The organism is Halomonas getboli, assembly GCF_023094245.1.
Lineage (GTDB): Bacteria > Pseudomonadota > Gammaproteobacteria > Pseudomonadales > Halomonadaceae > Halomonas > Halomonas getboli.
Window position 1 is genome coordinate 75,374 of record NZ_JALMEW010000006.1, and the last position, 18,854, is coordinate 94,227.

Here is an 18,854-nt window from a genome sequence, read left to right on the forward strand (position 1 = left end):
TCACGGGGTAGAGTGGCCACGCCCACGACGTTTATCATGTTTCTCTGATCCCTGGCCGGTGGCGATCGATCCGTCGATCCCGCGCCACGACGCGGCGCCGTCACAGGTCCCACACAACAACAAGCCAGGCGAGACCCTGCCATGAGCGAACTCGACGACATCCCGGCCCCGCGCGGCCATCTGACCCTGAAGCTGGTCGCCCGCCGCCAGGATACCAACTTCCACGGCGATATCTCCGCCGGCTGGCTGGTCGGCCACATGGACCAGGCCGCCGAAATCGCCGCCGGCCGCGAGGCCGGAGGGCGCACCGCCACCGTGGCCGTCGAGGCCATGGACTTCCTGTGCCCGGTGCGAGTCGGCTCGATGGTCAACATCTTCACCGAGGTCCGCGAGATCGGCCACAGTTCGATCAAGATCGACGTCGAGGTGTGGAGCCGCTCGCCCCACGAGCGCGACCCCAACGAGCTGCACAAGGTCACCGAGGCACGCTTCGTGACGGTGGCGCTGGACGACAACGGCCGCATCCGCGCGGTTCGCCAGGGCGGCTGAGCCGCCCGGACTCGCCTCAGCCGACGAGGTTTTCCCGCGACTTCAGGTAGGCCAGCTCGCCGATATCGGTGAAGTCGCTGACACGCCCCTGGAAGTCGCGATAGGCCTCAAAGATCCGCTTCGAGGCCTCGTCGCTCTCGATCTGCTGCTGAATGACCTGCTGCGAGGACTCGTGCAGCGCCGCCATGACGTCGTCGGGGAACTGTCGCAGCTGGACGCCATGCTCGTCGACCAGGGTTCGCAGCGCCTCGGCGTTGCGGAAGGCGAACTCGCTGATCATCGCCAGGTTGGAGGCCCGGGTGGCCTCGGTGACCACCGCCTTGAGGTCGTCCGGCAGCGCGTTCCAGGCATCCAGATTGACGGTGCCCTCGAGGATCGCACTGGGCTCGTTCCAGGCCGAGGTATAGTAGTAGTCGGCCACCTGGTGCAGGCCGAAGGCCAGGTCGTTGTAGGGGCCGACCCAGTCCGCGGCGTCCAGCACCCCGGTCTCCATGGAGGTGAAGATCTCGCTGCCCGGGATCGTCAGGGTGGTTACGCCGATGCCGCTCATGGCCTCGCCGGCAAGCCCCGGCAGGCGCAGCTTGAGCCCCTGCATGTCGTCGAGGGAGTGGATCTCCTTCTTGAACCAGCCGGCCATCTGGGTGCCGGTATTGCCCACCGCAAAGGGCTTGAGGTTGTGCTCGGCATAGAGCTCGTCCCACAGCGCCTGCCCGCCGCCGTAGTAGAGCCAGGCGTTGGTTTCGGTGGCGGTCATGCCGAACGGCACCGCGGTGAAGAACTGCGCCGCGGCGACCTTGCCACGCCAGTAGTAGGAGGCCGAGTGCCCCATCTCGGCGGTACCGGCGGAGACCGCGTCGAACACCTCCAGCGCCGGGACCATCTCGCCGGCCCCATGGACCCGCACCCGCATGCGGCCGCCGGACATGCGCTCGATACGCTCGGCGAGGTCGTTGGCGCCGGTGCCCAGGGCCGGGAAGTTCTTGGGCCAGGAGGTCACCATGTTCCAGGTGATGGTCTCCTGAGCGCTGACGGTGTTGACGAAGGGGGCGGCGACGGCACCGGCGGTGCCGGCGCCCAGGGTCTTGAGGCTGGTCTTGAGGAAATTGCGGCGCTCCATGGGGGAGGGCTCCTTGCTGTTCTTTTCGTATCGCATGCCGAGCGGCATATCGGTGTCCGCCGGGCAGTATCGCGAAAGCGGCATTTATCAGCAAGCGAACGACCGTCGCGCCATGAACGGTAAGGCCCGGAGCGATCCGTCGGCGGCGCTCCTCACCATATCGAAGCCCTTGTCTCCAGGTAGGCGATCTCTATAGAGGCGTCAGCTTGGCGAAGCCCAGCACCAGCCACTTGTCGCCCTCGCCCTCGAAGCTGACCTGTACCCGGGCGCGTTCGCCTTCTCCCTCGGCATTGAGGATCACGCCCTCACCGAAGATCGGGTGGCTGACCCGCTGGCCCAGTGCCAGCGAGGGCAGGTCGGCGCCGCCGTCGACGCTCTCCTGGCGCGGGCCGGGCCGCGAGGCGGTGACCGGCCGCGAGATCTGGCCGCGCAGGCGCACCTCCTCGAGGCAGTCCTCGGGCAGTTCGCGCAGGAAGCGCGACGGCCGCTGGAAGGTCTCCTTGCCGTGCAGGCGGCGCAGCTCGGCGTGGGTCAGGTAGAGCTTCTGCATCGCCCGGGTCAGGCCCACGTAGCACAGCCGGCGCTCCTCCTCGAGGCGGCCGGGCTCCTCCATCGACATCTTGTGCGGGAACAGGCCCTCCTCGACGCCGGCCACGAAGACCACCGGGAACTCCAGGCCCTTGGCCGAGTGCAGGGTCATCAGCTGCACGCAGTCCTCGAACTCGTCGGCCTCGTGCTCGCCGGCGTTGAGCGCGGCCTCGGCGAGGAACGCCTCCAGCGCGGCCATGCCCTCGCCGGCCTCCACGGTGTCCAGGGTCTCGCCCTGGCTGAAGGCCTTGGCGGCGGTGACCAGCTCCTCGAGGTTCTCGACCCGGGCCTGGCCCTTCTCGCCCTTCTCGTTGCGGTGGTGCTCGACCAGCCCGGTGCGCTCGTTGACGTGATCGATGATCTCGTGGAGCGCCATGCCGGAGGTCTCGTCGTCGAGCCGCTCGACCAGGTCGGCGAAGGCCTTCACCGAGGACACCGCGCGGCCCTTGAGTGAGCCGTCGAGCTGGGCGTCATGCAGCGCCTGCCACAGCGAGATGCCGGTATGACGGGCGCGCTCGCGCAGCACCTCGACGGTGCGGGTGCCGATGCCGCGTGCCGGCACGTTGATCACCCGCTCCAGCGAGGCGTCGTCGTCGCGGTTGAGCAACAGCCGCAGGTAGGCCAGGGCGTTCTTGATCTCCAGGCGCTCGTAGAAGCGCTGGCCGCCGTAGATGCGGTAGGGCACGCCCTGGCGGATCAGCGTCTCCTCGATCACCCGCGACTGGGCGTTGGAGCGATAGAGGATGGCGATCTCGCGGCGCGTCATGCCCGTCTCGACCTTCTCGCGGATGGTGTCGACGATGAAGCGCGCCTCGTCCAGGTCGTTGAAGCCGCCGTACAGCGAGATCGGCTCGCCGCGGTCACCGGCGGTCCACAGCTCCTTGCCCATGCGCTCCGAGTTGTGGCGGATCAGGGCGTTGGCGGCGTCGAGGATGGCGCTGGTCGAGCGATAGTTCTGCTCCAGGCGCACCGTCTTGGTGGCCGGGAACTCGTCCTCGAAGCGGCGGATGTTCTCGATCCGCGCACCGCGCCAGCCGTAGATCGACTGGTCGTCGTCGCCGACCACGGTCATCGGCGTCTTCATGCCGGTGAGCAGCTTCAGCCAGGCGTACTGCAGGGTGTTGGTGTCCTGGAACTCGTCGACCAGCACGTGGGCAAAGCGCTCCTGGTAGTGGGCCAGCAGGGCGGGATTGTCGCGCAAGAGCTCGAGGCTTCGCAGCAGCAGCTCGCCGAAGTCGACCAGGCCGCCGCGCTCGCAGGTCAGCTGATAGCGCTCGTAGAGCTCGACCATCTGGGTCATGTAGGCGTCGCCGTGGGCGTCCACCTGGTGCGGGCGCAGCCCCTCCTCCTTGCAACCGGAGATGAACGACTGCACCTGGCGCGGCGGGAAGCGCTCGTCGTCGACGTTGTTGTCCTTGAGCAGCCGCTTGATCAGGCGCAGCTGATCGTCGCCGTCGATGATCTGGAAGTGCTGGGGCAGCCGCGCGTCCTGCCAGTGGGTGCGCAGCAGACGATGGGCGATGGAGTGGAAGGTGCCGACCCAGACGTGGCGCAGCGAGATGCCGAGCAGCGCCTCCAGGCGGGTGCGCATCTCGCGGGCCGCCTTGTTGGTGAAGGTCACCGCCAGCACGGCGTAGGGCGAGAGCCCCTCGGCCTGCATCAGCCAGGCGATGCGATGCACCAGCACCCGGGTCTTGCCCGAGCCGGCGCCGGCCAGCACCAGCATGTTGCCCTGGGGAGCGCTGACGGCCTCGCGCTGGGCCGGGTTCATGTGGTCGAGAATCGCCGTGACGTCGTCCATAGCGGGAAGGCATCGCTGCTCGGAAAATGGCCCGACAGCTTATCACAGGGGCGAGGGGCGAGGGGCGAGGGGCGAGGGGCGAGGGGCGAGGGGCGAGGGGCGAGGGGCGAGGGGCGAGGGGCGAGGGGCGAGGGGCGGGCAGGATGAGGCCGATAGTAAGCCGGCGACAAGGAATATCCACGTCGCCGACGTCTTTCAGCAGCCTCAGGACTCGTCCGGCTCCGGATAGCGCAGCGAGTTGAGGCTCTTCTTCACCGACTTGAGCTGCTCGGCGAGCTTGGGCCCGCGGGACTTGGCCACGCCGACCGCCAGCACGTCGATCATCACCAGGTGGGCGATGCGCGAGCTCATCGGGGTGTAGATCTCGGTGTCCTCGTGAACGTCGATGTACAGCGGCAGGGTCACCTCCTCGGCCAGCGGCGAGCCGCTGGGGCACAGCCCGATCACCGTGGCGCCGGCCTCGCGGGCCAGGCGCACGCTGGCCACCAGCGCCCGGGTGCGCCCCGTCTGGGAGATCGCCACCACCACGTCGCCCTCCTTGAGCGTCACCGCCGACATGTTCTGCATGTGCGGGTCGGTGTAGGCGGCGGTGGAGATCTGCAGGCGGAAGAACTTGTGCTGGGCGTCGAAGGCCACCGCCCCGGAGGCGCCGAAGCCGTAGAACTCGACCCGATTGGCCATGCCCAGGGCGTTGATCGCCTGGCTCAGGGCGTCGTTGTCCAGGCGGTCGCGCACCGACAGCAGGGTGCCCACCGTGGAGTCGAAGATGCTCTGGGAGAATTCCGCCACCGAGTCGCTGTCGTTCATCGAGAACTGGGCGAACTGGCTGCCGGTGGCCAGCATCTGGGCCAGCTGAAGCTTGAAGTCCTGAAAGCCGTTACAGCCCAGGGCGCGACAGAAGCGCACCACCGTCGGCTCGCTGACCTTGGCCTCGGTGGCCAGGTCGACGATGCGCATGTGGATCACCTCGTCGGGATTGCGCAGCACGAAACGCGCCACCTTCTGCTCGGAGCGGCGGAAGTGCGTCATGCGGCGTCTCATTTCATCGAACAGGCCAAGGCTCACGCGGCACTCCTGGGTCGGCGGATTCGGGGGATGATCCACAGTATGCCCCAACCGGCGCCCCCATGGGCAGCGAGGGGCCGACAGGATCGTTGACACTCCTATCTTCATCATTCTGTCAAGAGGCGTATAGTAAGAATTGCAGTGTCGCGCAGCGTCCCACTATCGATGCCGGCACCCTCACTGCAGACAGGAGAGTCGATCATGCGTAATGTCGAACGGTTATCCTCCGTCAAGAGCGAACTCCTCGACATCTTCATGAGCATGGAAGTCGTCGAACACGAAGAACGCTCCCGCACCGCCGCCCAGCGCAACCTGCGCGCTCGCCGCGGCATCGAGCTCCACGAGGAGTTCAAGCGCCTCAGCCAGGACATCGCCGACCTGCCGGAGGACGACGCCGACGGGATGCACTGATCCCGATACCCGCCTGAACGAAGCTCCCTGACGCAAAGAGCCCCGCACGGGGCGGGGCTCTCGGGCGCGGGAGACATGTCCCGGGATCGCCACTGCCTCAGAGGCTGGTGAAGAACACCACCGCCACGCCGATCGGCGCGATGAAGCGCGTGATCAGGCTCCACAGGCTGAAGTCGTAGACGTCCATGCCGAGCTCGCGGCGCACGCTCTCCTTGTCGAGATACCAGGCGGAGAACACGATGGCGCCCAGGCCGGTGAGTGGCAGCAGGAACTTGCTGGTCACCCGATCGAGCAGGTCGAAGATGTTCAGGCCGAACAGCACCGGGTCGCTCCACAGGTTGAACGACAACAGCGCGGCGATGCCCAGCGCCCAGGCGGCCACGCCCGACACCAGGGCGGCGCCCACTCGCGGCAGCGGCGTGCGCTCCTCGACGAACTCCACCACCGGCTCGAGCAGCGAGATGGCCGAGGTCAGGGCGGCGAAGGTCAGCAGCAGGAAGAACATCAGGCCGACCACGATGCCGCCACCCATCTGGCCGAACGCCAGCGGCAGGGTGACGAAGATCAGCCCCGGGCCGGAAGCCACGTCGAGGTCGTGGGCGAACACTAGCGGGAAGATCGCCAGGCCGGCGCCCAGGGCGATCACGGTATCCATGATCACCACCGTGCGCGCGGTCTTGAGCAGGTTCACGTCCTCACCCAGGTAAGAGCCGTAGGCCATCATGATGCCCATGCCCAGCGACAGGGTGAAGAAGGCGTGGCCCAGGGCCGCCAGCACGGTCTCGCCGGTCAGCTTGCTCCAGTCCGGATTGAACAGGTAGGAGACGGCCTGGCCGAAGTAGCCGGTGGTCATGCCGTAGCCGACCAGCACCACCAGCAGCACGCCCAGCGCCGGCATCATCAGGCGCGCCGCGCTCTCGATGCCCTTGGTCACGCCGCGCGCCACGATGCCGATGACCAACAGCATGAACACCGAGTGGCCGGCCAGCAGCAGGCCGGGGCTGCCCAGCATGGCATTGAACAGCGCGCCGATGCCGTCGGCGTCCTGGCCGCTGAAGGCGCCGGTGACCGAGTTCAGGGTGTAGTACAGCGACCAGCCGCCGATCACGCTATAGAAGGACAGGATCAGGAAGGCGCCGAGAATGCCGAGGATGCCGACCAGCATCCAGGCCCGGGTGCGACCGGAGGCCTTGGCCAGGTCGGCCATGGCGTTGGCCGGGTTGTTCTGCCCGCGGCGGCCGATCATCCATTCGGTGACCAGGATCGGCAGGCCGATCAGGGCGATGCACAGCAGGTAGACCAGCACGAAGGCCGCCCCCCCGCTCTCGCCCACCATGTAGGGAAACTTCCAGATATTGCCCAGGCCGACCGCGGAGCCGGTGGCCGCGAGGATGAAGCCCAGCCGGGACGACCAGTGCGCGTGTTGCTGTTGCTTGAGGGACATAATTCACCTTGAAGGGTCGTGTCGCCATCGATCGATCGGATGCGATGACGTTCTGATTGTTGTCGCCACGTCCACGCTGCGCCGGATCTCGGCACATCGCATTCAAGGGCATAACGCATGCCAAGCAGGATCACTGCCAGGGCTACGTTTCCACCGGAGGAGTGGCAGGTGGAAACCGCAAGGAAACACCGCGACGCCTCACCGGGGTTAGGCGTGAGGGTCCACGATATTCGATGGCAAGTGACGAGCGAGTCGTAACATATCCGATCGTCCGCCCGGAGGCCACCCATGGCGGCAAAACCGCGCGGGGCATGGCCCGCATCGTGAAAAACGCGCTCGACGGCTTAGAACAGCGTGGCCTGACGCTCGCCCGGAAAGTCGGCCAGCGGCGGCAGTCCGGCCCGCGCCGCCACCGAGGCATGGAGCCGGCGAGCCAGCTGCGGAGCACGGCGATTGTCGGCGGTATGCACAAACAGGAAAGGGGTTTTCCCCTGTTTTATCCACAGGGCGAGGCGTTCGATCCAGGGCGTGAAATAGCCGATATTGATCGACTCGTCAACATTGCCGATAAAACGCACTACGGGACATTCCCCTGTGGAAATCACATGTAACGGGCGTCTCGGTTTCTCGTGCTGGGCCTTCTGCATGCCCGGATGATCGCCGGCGGCGGTGGAAAACAGCGGCCGCACGTCGAGCATCACCCGATTGGCGCCTTGACTTATCAACAACCTGTTGAATGCCGCCTCGGCCGTCCCCTTGTGGAAAAACTCACGGTGGCGCACCTCGACCGCACAGGGCAGCCAGCTCGGCCACCGCGATAGCAGGGCTTGCAGGCGCGGGAGCTCTTCGGCACCGAAATCGCGGGGCAGCTGAACCAGCAGCGGACCCAGTCGATCATGCAGCGGCGCCAGGGCCTCCAGGAAGTCGTCGAACGCAGCCTCGATGTCGGCCAGGCGTCGCTGGTGGGTCAGCTCGGCCGGTAGCTTGAAACAGAAGCGGAAGCCGGGCGGCGCCTGGCGTGCCCAGGCGGCCACCGTCTCGGCGCGGGGCGCGCCGCTGTAGAAGGTGGTGTTGCCCTCCACGGCCGAGAATACCCGGGCGTAGTCGACCAGCAGGTCGTCGCTGCCGCCGTGGGGCGGGTAGAGGCCGCCGCGCCAGTCCGGGTTGGCCCACATCGGCAGGCCGAGGTGCAGTCGCGGCGGCCCGCCTGCGACCGGTGCGGCGGCCTCGTCCCTCACTCCACGGTCACGGACTTGGCGAGGTTTCGCGGCTGATCGACATCGGTGCCCTTGAGCACGGCGACGTGGTAGGAGAGCAGCTGCAGCGGCACGGTATAGAGAATCGGCGCCAGGGCGGCCTCCACGTGGGGCAGATGCAGCACGCGGATGCCCTCGCCGTCCTCCAGCGCCACGCCCTCGTCGGCGAACACGAACAGCTCGCCGCCCCGGGCCCGCACCTCCTGGAGGTTGGACTTGAGCTTGTCGAGCAGGGCGTCGTTGGGCGCCACCGCGATCACCGGCATCTCGGCGTCGACCAGCGCCAGCGGGCCGTGCTTGAGCTCGCCGGCCGGATAGGCCTCGGCGTGGATGTAGGAGATCTCCTTGAGCTTCAGCGCGCCCTCCAGCGCCACCGGAAACTCGGGCCCGCGGCCCAGGAAGAGTGCATGGTGCTTCTCGGCGAAGGCCGCGGACAGCGCCTCCACGGCCGGGTCCAGCGCCAACACCTCGCCGACCCGGGCCGGCAGGCGGCGCAGCGCCTCGACCAGTTCTGCCTGCTCCTCGGCATCCTGGCCGCGCACGCGGCCCAGCGCCAGGGTCAGCAGCATCAGCGCGGTGAGCTGGGTGGTGAAGGCCTTGGTCGAGGCCACGCCGATCTCGGGGCCGGCCTGGGTCATCAGCGTCAGGTCCGACTCGCGCACCAGCGAGCTGCCAGGCACGTTGCAGATCGCCAGGCTGCCCAGGTAGCCGAGCTGCTTGGCGAAACGCAGCGCGGCCAGGGTGTCGGCGGTCTCGCCGGACTGGGACAGCGTCACGAACAGCGTGCCGTCGGGCACCACCACGCGGCGGTAGCGAAACTCCGAGGCCACCTCGACCTGCACCGGCACCCCGGCGTAGCGCTCCAGCCAGTAGCGCGCCACCATGCCGGCGTGATAGCTGGTGCCGCAGGCCACCAGGTGGATCTGGCGCACCTCGCCGAACAGCGCCTCGGCCTCGGGGCCGAAGCTCTCCACCAGCACGCTGCGATCGCCGAGCCGCCCTTCCAGGGCCGCGGCGATCACCGCCGGCTGCTCATGGATCTCCTTGAGCATGAAGTGGCGATAGCCGCCCTTGCTGGCCGCGCCGTCGCCGTGCTCGAAGGTCTGCACCGGGCGCTCCACGGCGGTGCCGGCGGCGTCGAAGATCTCCACCCGGCCGGCGCCGGAGAGACGCACCACGTCACCCTCTTCCAGATAGATGAAGCGATCGGTGACCTGCAGCAGCGCCAGCGGGTCGGAGGCCAGGAAGGCCTCCTCGATGCCAACGCCGACCACCAGCGGGCTGCCCTGGCGGGCGCCGATCACCACGCCGGGCTCGTCGGCATGCACCACGCCGAGCGCATAGGCGCCGTCGAGCCGCGCCAGCACGCGCTGCACCGCGGCCAGCAGGTCGCCGCCCTCGGCCTCGCGGGCGATCAGGTGCGCCATGGCCTCGGTATCGGTCTCGGAGCCGAAGACATAGCCGTCGGCCTCGAGCTCGGCCTTGAGCGCCTCGTGATTCTCGATGATGCCGTTGTGCACCAGCGCCAGACGCTCGCCGGACTGGTGCGGGTGGGCGTTCTCCTCGCTGGGCCGGCCGTGGGTGGCCCAGCGGGTATGGGCGATGCCGCTGTGGCCGGCCAGCGGCGCGGCGACCAGCTTCTCCTCCAGGGCCGCGACCTTGCCCAGGGCGCGACGGCGCTCGAGCCGTCCGTCACGGCCCAGCACCGCCATGCCGGCGGAGTCGTAGCCGCGATACTCGAGCCGCTTGAGCCCTTCCAGCAGGATGCCCTGTACGTTGCGCTGGGCGACGGCGCCGACGATGCCACACATGGTTCGCTCCTTAGAGGTCGTCTTTCTTGACCGGCCGCTGCCAGTCGTCCTTGCTGATCAGGCGTCCACGGCTCACCGCCAGGGTGTCGTCCGCCACGTCGCGGCTCAGCGTGGAGCCGGCACCCACGGTGGCCCCCTTGCCGACGCGGATCGGCGCCACCAGGGCGCTGTTGGAGCCGATGAAGGCGCCGTCGCCGATCTCGGTATGATGCTTGTTGGCGCCGTCGTAGTTGCAGGTGATGGTGCCCGCGCCCACGTTGACGTCGCGGCCCAGCCGGGCGTCGCCCACGTAGCTGAGATGGTTGATCTTGCTGCCTTCGCCCACCTCGGCGTTCTTGGTTTCGACGAAGTTGCCGACCTTGGCCCCCACCGCCAGGCGCGAGCCGGGACGCAGCCGGGCGAAGGGCCCGATGCGATTGTGACCGGCCACCACGGCACCCTCGAGCACGCTGTGGGACTCGATCACCGTCTCGGCGCCGACGTGGCTGTCGCGGATCACGCAGTAGGGGCCGATGCGCACGCCCTCGCCCAACTCGACGTGGCCCTCGAACACGCAGCCCACGTCGATCTCGACGTCGTGGCCGCAGGTCAGGGTGCCGCGCACGTCCAGGCGCTCGGGATCGGCCAGGGCCACGCCCGCGGTCATCAGCGACGCGGCGATGTCGCGCTGATGGGCGCGCTCCAGCTGCGCCATCTGCAGGCGGTTGTTGACGCCCTCGACCTCCAGCGCCCTGGCCGGCTGGGCGGTAGCGATCTTCACGCCCTCGGCGGCGGCCATGGCGATGACGTCGGTCAGGTAGTACTCGCCCTGGGCGTTGTCGGCGGACAGCTGGGGCAGCCAGCGGCGCAGCTGGGCGGCGGTCATGGCCATGATGCCGGTGTTGCACTCGCGCACCGCACGCTCGGCCTCGGAGGCGTCCTTGTGCTCGACGATGGCCACCGCCTCGCCGGCCTCGTCGCGCAGCACGCGGCCGTAGCCGGTGGGATCGTCGAGGGTCACGGTGAGCAGGCCCATGTGCTGTTCGTCGACCCGCGCCAGCAGGTCGCGCAGCGTGTCGCGACGGGTCAGCGGCACGTCGCCGTAGAGCACCAGCACCTTGCCGTCGCCGAGATGATCGAGGGTCTGGGCCACGGCGTGACCGGTGCCCTTCTGCTCGGTCTGGCGGGCGAAGCGCAGCGAGCAGTCGGCCAGCGCCTCGCGCACGCGGTCGGCGCCGTGGCCGACCACCACGTGGGTGCGATCGGCCTCGAGGCCGGCGGCGGTGTCGATCACGTGCCGCACCAGGGGCTTCCCGGCCAGGCGGTGCAGCACCTTGGGCAGGGTCGAACGCATCCGGGTGCCCTGCCCGGCCGCCAGTATCACCACGTCGAGGCTCATCGCGACTCCTTGTCGATCAATCGTTGAATCGAGCCATTCTAGTGCCTAGGGGGCCTCGGCTGCCACGCCGTCGGCCGGCCCGTCGACCACCTCGATGCCCATGCCCTCGAGCTTGTCGCGTCCGAAGCGCGCCGCGAAGGCCGGACTGGCCTGGCTGTTCCAGCCGTCGCCGGCGTCGTTGCGCACCAGCATCAGCACCGCCAGGCCACGCTCGACGGCCAGGTCCATGCCCTCGTCCTCGCCGAGCACCGACATGGCGGTGGCCCAGGCGTCGGCACGGGCGTTGGAGTCGTCCACCACCGTCACCGAGGCCAGACGATGCTGGATCGGCCGCCCGGTGCGCGGATCGATGGTATGCGAGTAGCGCCGGCCATTTTCCTCGAAGTAGTTGCGATAGTCGCCGCTGGTGGCCACCGAGGTGTCCTCCAGCGGCAGCACGAACTTGGCCCGAGGCCGACCGTCGCGGGGGATCTCGACGCCGATACGCCAGGGGTCGCCCTCGTCGTCGCGATGGCCGGCCACCTCGAGCTCGCCGCCGATGTTGACCAGGTAATTGTCGATGCCCTGGGAGGCCAGGTAGGCCGCGACCCGGTCGGTGGCATAACCCTTGGCCACGCCGGAAAGGTCGACGAAGACATCCTTCAGGCGGCGCGCGCGGCCGTGATCGGCGTCGATCTCGAGGGTATCCATGCCGACCTCGGCCAGGCGCTGCTCGATCAGATCGTCCGCCGGCACCTCGCGGGGGCGCGCCTCGGGGCCGAAGCTCCACAGGTTGACCAGCCCGCCCACGGTGACGTCGAAGGCGCCACCGCTGGCCTCGCCCACCCGGTGGGCGATCGACAGCACCTCGATCAGGGGCGCGGAGAGCGTCTGCCACTCGCCCAGCGGCGAGTGATCGAAGGCCACCAGCTCGGCATCGTCGCGGTAGGTGGACATGGAGGCATCGACGCCGTGGAGCTCGTCGAGGATGCCGGCCTTCAGCTCGTCGCGACGCGAGGCGGTGATCGGATCGGAGATCTCGACCTGATAGAAGGTGCCGAAGATATCGCCCTCGATGCCCACCGGCGTCTCGAGGGTCCGCTCCGAGCAGCCGGCCAGCAGGGCGACCAGCAGCAGCGTCAGGAAGGCGAAGCGAAGGTGCGGGAGTGACATGGAAGCTCCAGTGAAGGGGTTTTAACCAAACAGCCAGATCAGGGCCACCCCCAGCAACAGCCGGTAGACCACGAAGGGCTGCATGCCGATGCGGCGAATGAAGGCCAGGAAGAAGTGGATGCACAGGTAGGCGCTGACGCCGGACAGCACGGTGCCCGCCGCCAGATCGCCCCAGGCCACCGGGGCCGAGGCCTCGACCAGGTCCAGGGCTTCCAGGCCGCCGGCCAGCACGATCACCGGGATCGACAGCAGGAAGGAGAAGCGCGCCGCGGCCTCGCGGGTCAGGCCCAGCATCAGCGCCGCGGTCATGGTGATGCCCGAACGCGAGGTGCCGGGAATCAGCGCCAGGGCCTGGGCCAGGCCGATCCACAGGGCGTCGCGCCAGCTCAGGCGGTACTCGCTGCGCGTGCCGCGATGGCGCCAGTCGGCGATGCCCAGCACTACCCCGAACACGATCAGCCCGCCGGCCAGCACCAGCGGCGAACGCATGACCTCCGAGATGGTGTCCGCGAAGGCCAGGCCCGCCAGCCCCACCGGGATGGTCGCCAGGATCACCCACCAGGCCAGACGGGCGTCGTCGTCGGTGCCGCGGCCGGCGACGCTGCGGCCCCAGCTGGCCGTCATGGTCACCAGCTCGTGGCGGAAGTAGAGCACCACCGCCGAGAGACTGCCCAGATGAAGAGCCACGTCGAAGGCCAGGCCCTGGTCGGGCCAGTCGGAGAATACCGGCACCAGGATCAGGTGCGCGGAGCTGGAAACGGGCAGGAACTCTGTCAGTCCTTGAACGAGCGACAGGACGACGATCTGTAACCAATCCATGGGCAAGGGTCTCGATCAGTAGACAAGGTGAATAGGGTCGGGCAGCAAGAGCATACAGATCGCGATCTCGTCCGTCCGTTCCATCAGCCGACGCCAAGCACCGTGGTGGCGATGCCGAAGTAGATCAGCACCCCGGAGGCATCGATCAGGGTGGTGACCAGCGGCGCCGAGGCGGTGGCCGGGTCCCAGCCCAGGCGGTCGAGCACGAAGGGCAGGCACAAGCCCAGCAGGCTGCCGAACAGCACGATGGCGATCATGCTGATCGCCACCACCATGGCCACCGCCTCGCCGCCGCGGAACACGCCGATCGGCGCCACGGCCAGGGCCATGGTCAGTCCCAGCGAGCCGGCTACCAGCAGCTCGCGGCCGAACAGCTTGCCCCAGTCGCGCACGCCGACGTCGCCGGTGGCCATGCCACGCACCGTCAGCGTGGCGGCCTGGGCGCCGGCATTGCCGCCGCTGCCGATCAGCAGCGGCAGGAAGAACACCAGCGCCACCTGGGCCGAGATGGTCGCCTGGTAGTGGGCGATGCCGGCCCCGGAGAGCAGGTTGCCGAACACCAGCAGCACCAGCCAGGTCACCCGCTTGCGATACAGGCTCCACAGCGGCACCCGGATGACGCCGTCTTCCAGGGCGCCGATCGACATCCCCTTGTGGATATCTTCGGTGGCCTCGGACTCCATCACGTCCAGGGCGTCGTCGTGGGTGACGATGCCCACCAGGCGACGCGCCTCGTCGACCACCGGCAGCGCCAGCAGGTCGTAGCGGGCCACGATCCGCGCCACCTCTTCCTGAGGCGTGTCCACGGTGGTGTGGATGACGTCATGGATCATCATGTCGTCGACCCGGGCCCCGGGCCGGGCCACCATCAGCTGACGCAGCGACATGGTGCCGGCCAGCCGGCCCTCGGGGTCGATCACGTAAAGCTGATAGACCGTCTCGGCGTCCGGCGCGGTCTGGCGTACGCGCATCATCGCCCGGGACACCGTCATGCCGGCGGGAATGGCCACGTAATCGGAGGTCATCAGCGCCCCGGCGGTGCCCTCCTCGTAGCTCGCCAGGCGCTTGAGCTCCTCGCGCTCCTGATGGGCCATGCGGCGCAGCAGCGCCTCGCGACGGTCGTCGTCGAGGACCTTGAACAGGTCGGCGCGCTCGTCGCCGCCCATCTCCTCGAGCACCGCTTGCAGCCGGTCATCGCTCATGCCGGCGGCGATCGACAGCTGCTCCTCGCCGTGCAGGTGGCCCATGACGCTGGCACGGCGCTCCAGCGGCAGGCAGTCCAGCAACGCCCGGGCGCGCAGCTCCTGCTCGTCCTCGAGCAGATCCTGGAGAATCTCGGCGATGTCGGCGGAGCGCAGCTCCGGCAACTGGGCGCTCAGACGCGCGCGATCGTCCGCCTCGAGAGCGGCAAGCAGGCCTTCCTTGTGGCGATTCAGGGCATCGCTGAGTGGCATGATGGTGTCCTCCCTGTGCCGGCGCGAACGAAAACGCCCCCGGCTCGGCCAGGGGGCGTCATGATCGCACAGGGCGCGGAGGGCGTCAGCTTCCCCCTCCGAGAGGCTCGCTCAGATGCTGACCAGGCCTTCCCACCAGCGACGGATCGGCTTCCACCAGTCCGAGGCCGACTCGCGCGACTGACGGTCGCTGTCGAGATAGAGGGTGGCCGTGAGGCCCGCCGACAGCTTGATGTCGGCGGGCAGGTCGTCGAAGGCGACCCGCACCGGAATGCGCTGGGAGAGGCGCACCCAGTCGAAGGAGGCGGTGACGTCGGCCAGGCCGCTGCCCTGGCTGCCGAGGCTGCCATCGCTGATGCCTCGCGAGAAGCTCTCCACATGCCCCCAGAGCGGCGCGGCGCGTGACAGCAACTGGATCCGCACCGGCGCGCCGACCTCGATGCTGTCGAGCTTGGTCTCCTCGAAATAGCCGAGGGCATAGAAGCTGTCGGCGTCCACCAGCGTCATGGCGTCGGTGCCGGTGGTGACGTACTGGCCCGGGCGCAGCAGCAGGTTGGTGACATAGCCATCGACGGGCGCGCGCACCGTGGCGCGCTCCAGGTCCAGCTCGGCCTTGTCGACCTTGACCTGGGCCTCCTCCACGGCGGCCTGGGCGGAGGCGAGCGAGAAGCGCACGTTGTCCCGATCTTCCTGAGAGACGTAGTTCTGCAGCCGCTGGCGCCGGCTGTTGGCGGCCTGAGCCTCGTCGCGCTGCTGCTCGAGCCGGTGCAGGTTGGCCTGTGCCTGGTCGAGCGCCAGCCGGTAGCGCCGCTTGTCGATGGTGAACAGCACGTCGCCCTGATGCACCAGCTGGTTGTCGTGAACCTTCAGCTCGTCCACCAGGCCGGCGACGTCGGTGCCCAGGTTGACCACGTCGGCGCGGATGCGACCGTCGCGGGTCCAGGGGTCGTGCATGTAGTGCTCCCAGATCCGAGCGACGGCCACCACGGCGGCGGCGACCAGCGCCAGCGTCAGCAGCAGTCGCCCGGTCTTGCGGAGTCCGGTTGGCGAGTTCATCAATTCCTGCTCCTCATCCTGCAATCGGCAGTGAGCCGGTAAGCGTCAAGACGGCCCACAGCAACAGCGCGTACAAGGCGATATCCACCAGTACCGGCTGCGAGAACCAATGGTAGAACCCCATGCGAACGAAGATCCGACGCGCCAGCAGATAGGCCGCGAGCGCCACCAGGATCGGCACGGTCAGCGGGGGAACCAGAAAACCGAGAAACGACCATTCAGTCAGCATGTCTTGCCTCTCCCGTCACGGTTGGGGGCGCATTCGCGTCGACGGCGTTCTCGAACTCGATGCCCGGGGCGTCGCGCATCAGGTGGCTGAGCATGGCGAACTCGCCGATGGTGGCGATCGGCAGCCGCGTCTCGCGATAGAGACGCTGGACCCAGGCCAGCGCCTGATCGGCCAGCTCGCGCCACACCGCCGGGTCGTGGTGGCGCCGTGCCACCAGACGCTCACCGATGTCCGCCAGCCAGGCCTCGAGCTCGGTGCGGAGGGGGCCGATGTCGTCCCGCTGGCGGCGAATGCGCCATACGCACAGCGCCAGGGCGTGCAGGTCGACCGCCTCGCGCAGCGCACGGTCGCTGCCGCCGAGAGCGATGAGCCGGCCCAGACGGTCGTAGAGTCGGCTCTCCAGCCGCGCCCGGTTGGGCAGGCTCGGCTCGCGTAGCAGCCGGCCCAGGCCGCGCCAGTAGGCCGCCATCAGCGTCTCGATGCGCTCGGCAGGAGAGCGCTGACGCAGCAGCGCGTAGGTGAACATGGCGGCCACGGTGCCGATGATCGAGGCCAGCCCGCCGTTGATGTACGAGACCGGCGAGAAGGTGTAGGTCGAATGCAGGTTGAGCAGCGTCATCATGGTGATAGCGCCGGCCAGCCCCATGGCGGCGACGCGGGGATGCGGCGTCATCAGCGTGCCGATGGCGATCGGAATGCCGATGGCGATCGCCAGCAGCGGGAAGCCGTTGATCACCGGCAGCACCAGAAACAGCAGGACGCCGCCGAGAATGACGGCGGCAATCGTTCCCCACATGAACTGATAGACCACCGCGGCCGGGTTCGGCGCCTTGGCGAACAGCATGGTGAACACGCCGAGCAGCATCATCGCCAGATAGCCGGAGTGCCAGCCGCTGTGAATCCAGAACTGGCCAAGCAGTTCGAAGGCGATGAACAGGCGAAAGGCGTTGTAGCGCGCGACGAAGTGCTCGTTGTGCGTGGTGCGCGAGCGACGCGACCAGGGCAGCGTCCTGACCTTGGCCGAGGCGGGATCGTCGAGGGCATGGCGCAGGCGACGGCCGTGCTGCAGCAGCCCCAGCACCTCGCCCAGGCGCTGCCTCACCAGCTCGGCCCGCGCGCGGGAACGCGGCGCGACCGCGTCCTCGTCCCAGTCGAAGTCGCTCAGCGGCAGGCGCTCGCCGGGCATGCCGTCCGGCGCCGCCTGAATCGCCTGCAGCAGAGGAATGGCCTGCCGCTTCAGCTGCTCTAGCCAGACGTCACCGTCGTCGCACTCGCGCAGGTAGTCGAGCGCCGTTTCCAGCTCGCGCACCGCGGTCAGCAGCGCCAGGCTGTCGCTGGCGAAGCGATCCAGGGCGGGGATGAAATGGCTGAGGCGGCGGGTCTCCAGACGCGTCAACCCGCGCAGTTTCTGGAACTGCTGGTAGTGTCCGAGCAACATCGTGGAGCTGGCGTCGCGGGTCTCGCGGGGGCGCGCGGCGTCCAGGGTCGATAGCGTCTCGCCCGCCGCACAGGACAGGAACTCGGACAGCGCCTCCGGCAGCGCGCGGCTGCCGAAACGCGGCGCGATGGCGACATGCACCACCAGGGCGCATCCGATGCCGAGCACGGTCTCGCTGAAGCGTCCCTGGGCGACGGACCAGATGTTATTCACGTCGGTGCCGATCGCGGTCAGCGAGACCAGCGTCGAGGTGTAACCGCTGAGCATCATCACGTAGCCGATGTGCTCGTCCTGCTCGAGCATCACCCAGTAGAGGCAGAAGGCCAGCCAGGCGCCGGCGCACAGCAGATAGAGCATCGGCTGCTGACCGGTGAGCACGATCAGCACCAGGCCGACGATGGAGCCGAACAGGGTGCCGAACAGCCGCGCCAGGCTGCGCCCGATGATGATGCCGAGCGGCGGCGTGCCGCCGGTGAACATCACCGGCTGCAGGGTCACGATCATCACCGCCATGATCGCCCAGGCGGGCTGGTAGAGATCGAGACGCATGGACAGGAACAGCGCCAGCCAGGCGGCCAGCACCGTTCTCAGCGTCAGCAGCCAATGATCGGCGGGGATTCGCAGCATAAGGGACCCGTACCGGCGTGAACGACGACGGAAAAAAGATTCTTTGAATACGATTAGTCTGCGAATATTATAGGCGAACGCCGTCGATGTCCACGCCGGGCGGCGATTCTCTGTGCCTGCCGCCGCGATCGATAACGTATCGGCAAAAGAAAGCGCCCCCCGACTCGGTCGGGGGGCGCTTCGCTGTGCACCGGGTGGGGAGCAGCCTCAGCTGCTGCGGCCCACCTTGCGGCGCAGCTGCTGGATGGTCCGCAGCTGGGCAGCGGCCTCGGCCAGTTCGGCCGTGGCGCGGCTGTAGTCCAGCTCGGCGGACTTGTCCTGCATCGCCTTGATGGCCTGCTGGCGGGCCTCCTCGGCGGCGGCCTCGTCCAGATCGTCGGCGCGCACGGCGGTGTCGGCGAGCACGGTGACCACCTCGGGCTGAACCTCGAGGAAGCCGCCCGAGACGTAGAAGTGATCCTCTTCACCTCCACCACGGACGATGCGCACCGGGCCGGGGGCCAGTTCGGTGAGCAGCGGCGTGTGCCCTGCCAGCACCCCGAGATCCCCCGCACGACCGGCCGCCACGACCTGCTCGGCTTCGCCGGAGAAGATCGACGCACCGGTGCTGACGATCTCGCACTTGAAGGTTTTCGTCATGATGACGTCTCCCAGGTGGA

16 protein-coding genes are annotated in these 18,854 nt (G+C 68.3%); 2 read left to right on the forward strand and 14 right to left on the reverse strand.

Annotated features, from left to right (window positions below; all coding sequences use genetic code 11):
* Positions 1-141 precede the first annotated feature (141 nt).
* Complete coding sequence (locus MYL53_RS13345) at positions 142-549, forward strand: acyl-CoA thioesterase (RefSeq protein ID WP_247854440.1); 408 nt, start codon at positions 142-144, stop codon at positions 547-549.
* 16 nt (positions 550-565) lie between these two features.
* On the opposite strand, the gene MYL53_RS13350 is transcribed toward MYL53_RS13345, so the two are convergent.
* The 3 genes from MYL53_RS13350 to hexR all read right to left on the reverse strand — a co-directional run bounded on the left by MYL53_RS13350 (position 566) and on the right by hexR (position 5,120).
* A complete protein-coding gene (locus MYL53_RS13350; RefSeq protein ID WP_247854441.1) occupies positions 566-1,666 on the reverse strand; it encodes a TRAP transporter substrate-binding protein in 1,101 nt (366 codons plus the stop codon).
* Positions 1,667-1,856: 190 nt separating this feature from the next.
* On the reverse strand, positions 1,857-4,055 hold the full coding sequence (gene uvrD, locus MYL53_RS13355) for a DNA helicase II (protein ID WP_247854442.1): 2,199 nt from the start codon (positions 4,053-4,055) through the stop codon (positions 1,857-1,859).
* A gap of 204 nt (positions 4,056-4,259) precedes the next feature.
* Positions 4,260-5,120 carry a transcriptional regulator HexR gene (gene hexR / locus MYL53_RS13360; RefSeq protein ID WP_247854443.1) on the reverse strand — a complete coding sequence of 287 codons (861 nt, stop codon included), beginning with the start codon at positions 5,118-5,120 and terminating at the stop codon, positions 4,260-4,262.
* Between the two features lie 201 nt (positions 5,121-5,321).
* Here hexR and MYL53_RS13365 point away from each other — a divergent pair, with 201 nt between their 5' ends.
* A complete protein-coding gene (locus MYL53_RS13365; RefSeq protein ID WP_247854444.1) occupies positions 5,322-5,531 on the forward strand; it encodes a PA3496 family putative envelope integrity protein in 210 nt (69 codons plus the stop codon).
* 97 nt (positions 5,532-5,628) lie between these two features.
* On the opposite strand, the gene MYL53_RS13370 is transcribed toward MYL53_RS13365, so the two are convergent.
* The 11 genes from MYL53_RS13370 to MYL53_RS13420 form a co-directional block, all read right to left on the reverse strand.
* The gene (locus MYL53_RS13370; protein ID WP_247854445.1) at positions 5,629-6,975 is read right to left on the reverse strand and encodes a sodium-dependent transporter; all 1,347 of its coding nucleotides are present in this window, start codon (positions 6,973-6,975) and stop codon (positions 5,629-5,631) included.
* A 344-nt stretch (positions 6,976-7,319) separates the two neighbouring features.
* Positions 7,320-8,150: a DUF72 domain-containing protein gene (locus tag MYL53_RS13375; RefSeq protein WP_247854563.1), complete on the reverse strand. Its 831-nt coding sequence runs from the start codon at positions 8,148-8,150 to the stop codon at positions 7,320-7,322.
* Positions 8,151-8,209: 59 nt separating this feature from the next.
* The gene (gene glmS / locus MYL53_RS13380) at positions 8,210-10,042 is read right to left on the reverse strand and encodes a glutamine--fructose-6-phosphate transaminase (isomerizing) (protein ID WP_247854446.1); all 1,833 of its coding nucleotides are present in this window, start codon (positions 10,040-10,042) and stop codon (positions 8,210-8,212) included.
* A 10-nt stretch (positions 10,043-10,052) separates the two neighbouring features.
* Complete coding sequence (gene glmU / locus MYL53_RS13385) at positions 10,053-11,420, reverse strand: bifunctional UDP-N-acetylglucosamine diphosphorylase/glucosamine-1-phosphate N-acetyltransferase GlmU (protein ID WP_247854447.1); 1,368 nt, start codon at positions 11,418-11,420, stop codon at positions 10,053-10,055.
* A 45-nt stretch (positions 11,421-11,465) separates the two neighbouring features.
* On the reverse strand, positions 11,466-12,572 hold the full coding sequence (locus tag MYL53_RS13390) for an FAD:protein FMN transferase (protein WP_247854448.1): 1,107 nt from the start codon (positions 12,570-12,572) through the stop codon (positions 11,466-11,468).
* A 21-nt stretch (positions 12,573-12,593) separates the two neighbouring features.
* Positions 12,594-13,391, reverse strand: coding sequence for an undecaprenyl-diphosphate phosphatase (locus MYL53_RS13395; RefSeq protein ID WP_247854449.1), 798 nt, complete (start codon positions 13,389-13,391; stop codon positions 12,594-12,596).
* 83 nt (positions 13,392-13,474) lie between these two features.
* Entirely contained in the window at positions 13,475-14,845 is a 1,371-nt protein-coding gene (gene mgtE / locus MYL53_RS13400) for a magnesium transporter (RefSeq protein WP_247854450.1), read from the reverse strand.
* A gap of 111 nt (positions 14,846-14,956) precedes the next feature.
* Positions 14,957-15,901: an efflux RND transporter periplasmic adaptor subunit gene (locus MYL53_RS13405; protein ID WP_247854451.1), complete on the reverse strand. Its 945-nt coding sequence runs from the start codon at positions 15,899-15,901 to the stop codon at positions 14,957-14,959.
* Positions 15,902-15,914: 13 nt separating this feature from the next.
* Positions 15,915-16,130 (reverse strand): DUF1656 domain-containing protein, encoded by a 216-nt coding sequence (locus MYL53_RS13410; protein WP_247854452.1) that lies wholly within the window; start codon positions 16,128-16,130, stop codon positions 15,915-15,917.
* Complete coding sequence (locus MYL53_RS13415) at positions 16,120-18,195, reverse strand: FUSC family protein (protein WP_247854453.1); 2,076 nt, start codon at positions 18,193-18,195, stop codon at positions 16,120-16,122. The genes MYL53_RS13410 and MYL53_RS13415 overlap by 11 nt, the downstream gene beginning before the upstream one ends.
* A gap of 207 nt (positions 18,196-18,402) precedes the next feature.
* Positions 18,403-18,834, reverse strand: a complete 432-nt coding sequence (locus MYL53_RS13420; protein WP_247854454.1) for a F0F1 ATP synthase subunit epsilon — start codon at positions 18,832-18,834, stop codon at positions 18,403-18,405.
* Positions 18,835-18,854 lie beyond the last annotated feature (20 nt).

Coding starts and splice junctions, on each gene's coding strand:
- MYL53_RS13350 (WP_247854441.1), bottom strand. CDS start 1,666: ATGGAGCGCCGCAATTTCCTCAAGACCAGCCTCAAGACCCTGGGCGCC.
- glmS (WP_247854446.1), bottom strand. CDS start 10,042: ATGTGTGGCATCGTCGGCGCCGTCGCCCAGCGCAACGTACAGGGCATC.
- MYL53_RS13405 (WP_247854451.1), bottom strand. CDS start 15,901: ATGAACTCGCCAACCGGACTCCGCAAGACCGGGCGACTGCTGCTGACG.
- uvrD (WP_247854442.1), bottom strand. CDS start 4,055: ATGGACGACGTCACGGCGATTCTCGACCACATGAACCCGGCCCAGCGC.
- MYL53_RS13365 (WP_247854444.1), top strand. CDS start 5,322: ATGCGTAATGTCGAACGGTTATCCTCCGTCAAGAGCGAACTCCTCGAC.
- MYL53_RS13420 (WP_247854454.1), bottom strand. CDS start 18,834: ATGACGAAAACCTTCAAGTGCGAGATCGTCAGCACCGGTGCGTCGATC.
- MYL53_RS13410 (WP_247854452.1), bottom strand. CDS start 16,130: ATGCTGACTGAATGGTCGTTTCTCGGTTTTCTGGTTCCCCCGCTGACC.
- MYL53_RS13375 (WP_247854563.1), bottom strand. CDS start 8,150: ATGTGGGCCAACCCGGACTGGCGCGGCGGCCTCTACCCGCCCCACGGC.
- MYL53_RS13390 (WP_247854448.1), bottom strand. CDS start 12,572: ATGTCACTCCCGCACCTTCGCTTCGCCTTCCTGACGCTGCTGCTGGTC.
- MYL53_RS13370 (WP_247854445.1), bottom strand. CDS start 6,975: ATGTCCCTCAAGCAACAGCAACACGCGCACTGGTCGTCCCGGCTGGGC.
- MYL53_RS13415 (WP_247854453.1), bottom strand. CDS start 18,195: ATGCTGCGAATCCCCGCCGATCATTGGCTGCTGACGCTGAGAACGGTG.
- MYL53_RS13345 (WP_247854440.1), top strand. CDS start 142: ATGAGCGAACTCGACGACATCCCGGCCCCGCGCGGCCATCTGACCCTG.
- mgtE (WP_247854450.1), bottom strand. CDS start 14,845: ATGCCACTCAGCGATGCCCTGAATCGCCACAAGGAAGGCCTGCTTGCC.
- MYL53_RS13395 (WP_247854449.1), bottom strand. CDS start 13,391: ATGGATTGGTTACAGATCGTCGTCCTGTCGCTCGTTCAAGGACTGACA.
- glmU (WP_247854447.1), bottom strand. CDS start 11,420: ATGAGCCTCGACGTGGTGATACTGGCGGCCGGGCAGGGCACCCGGATG.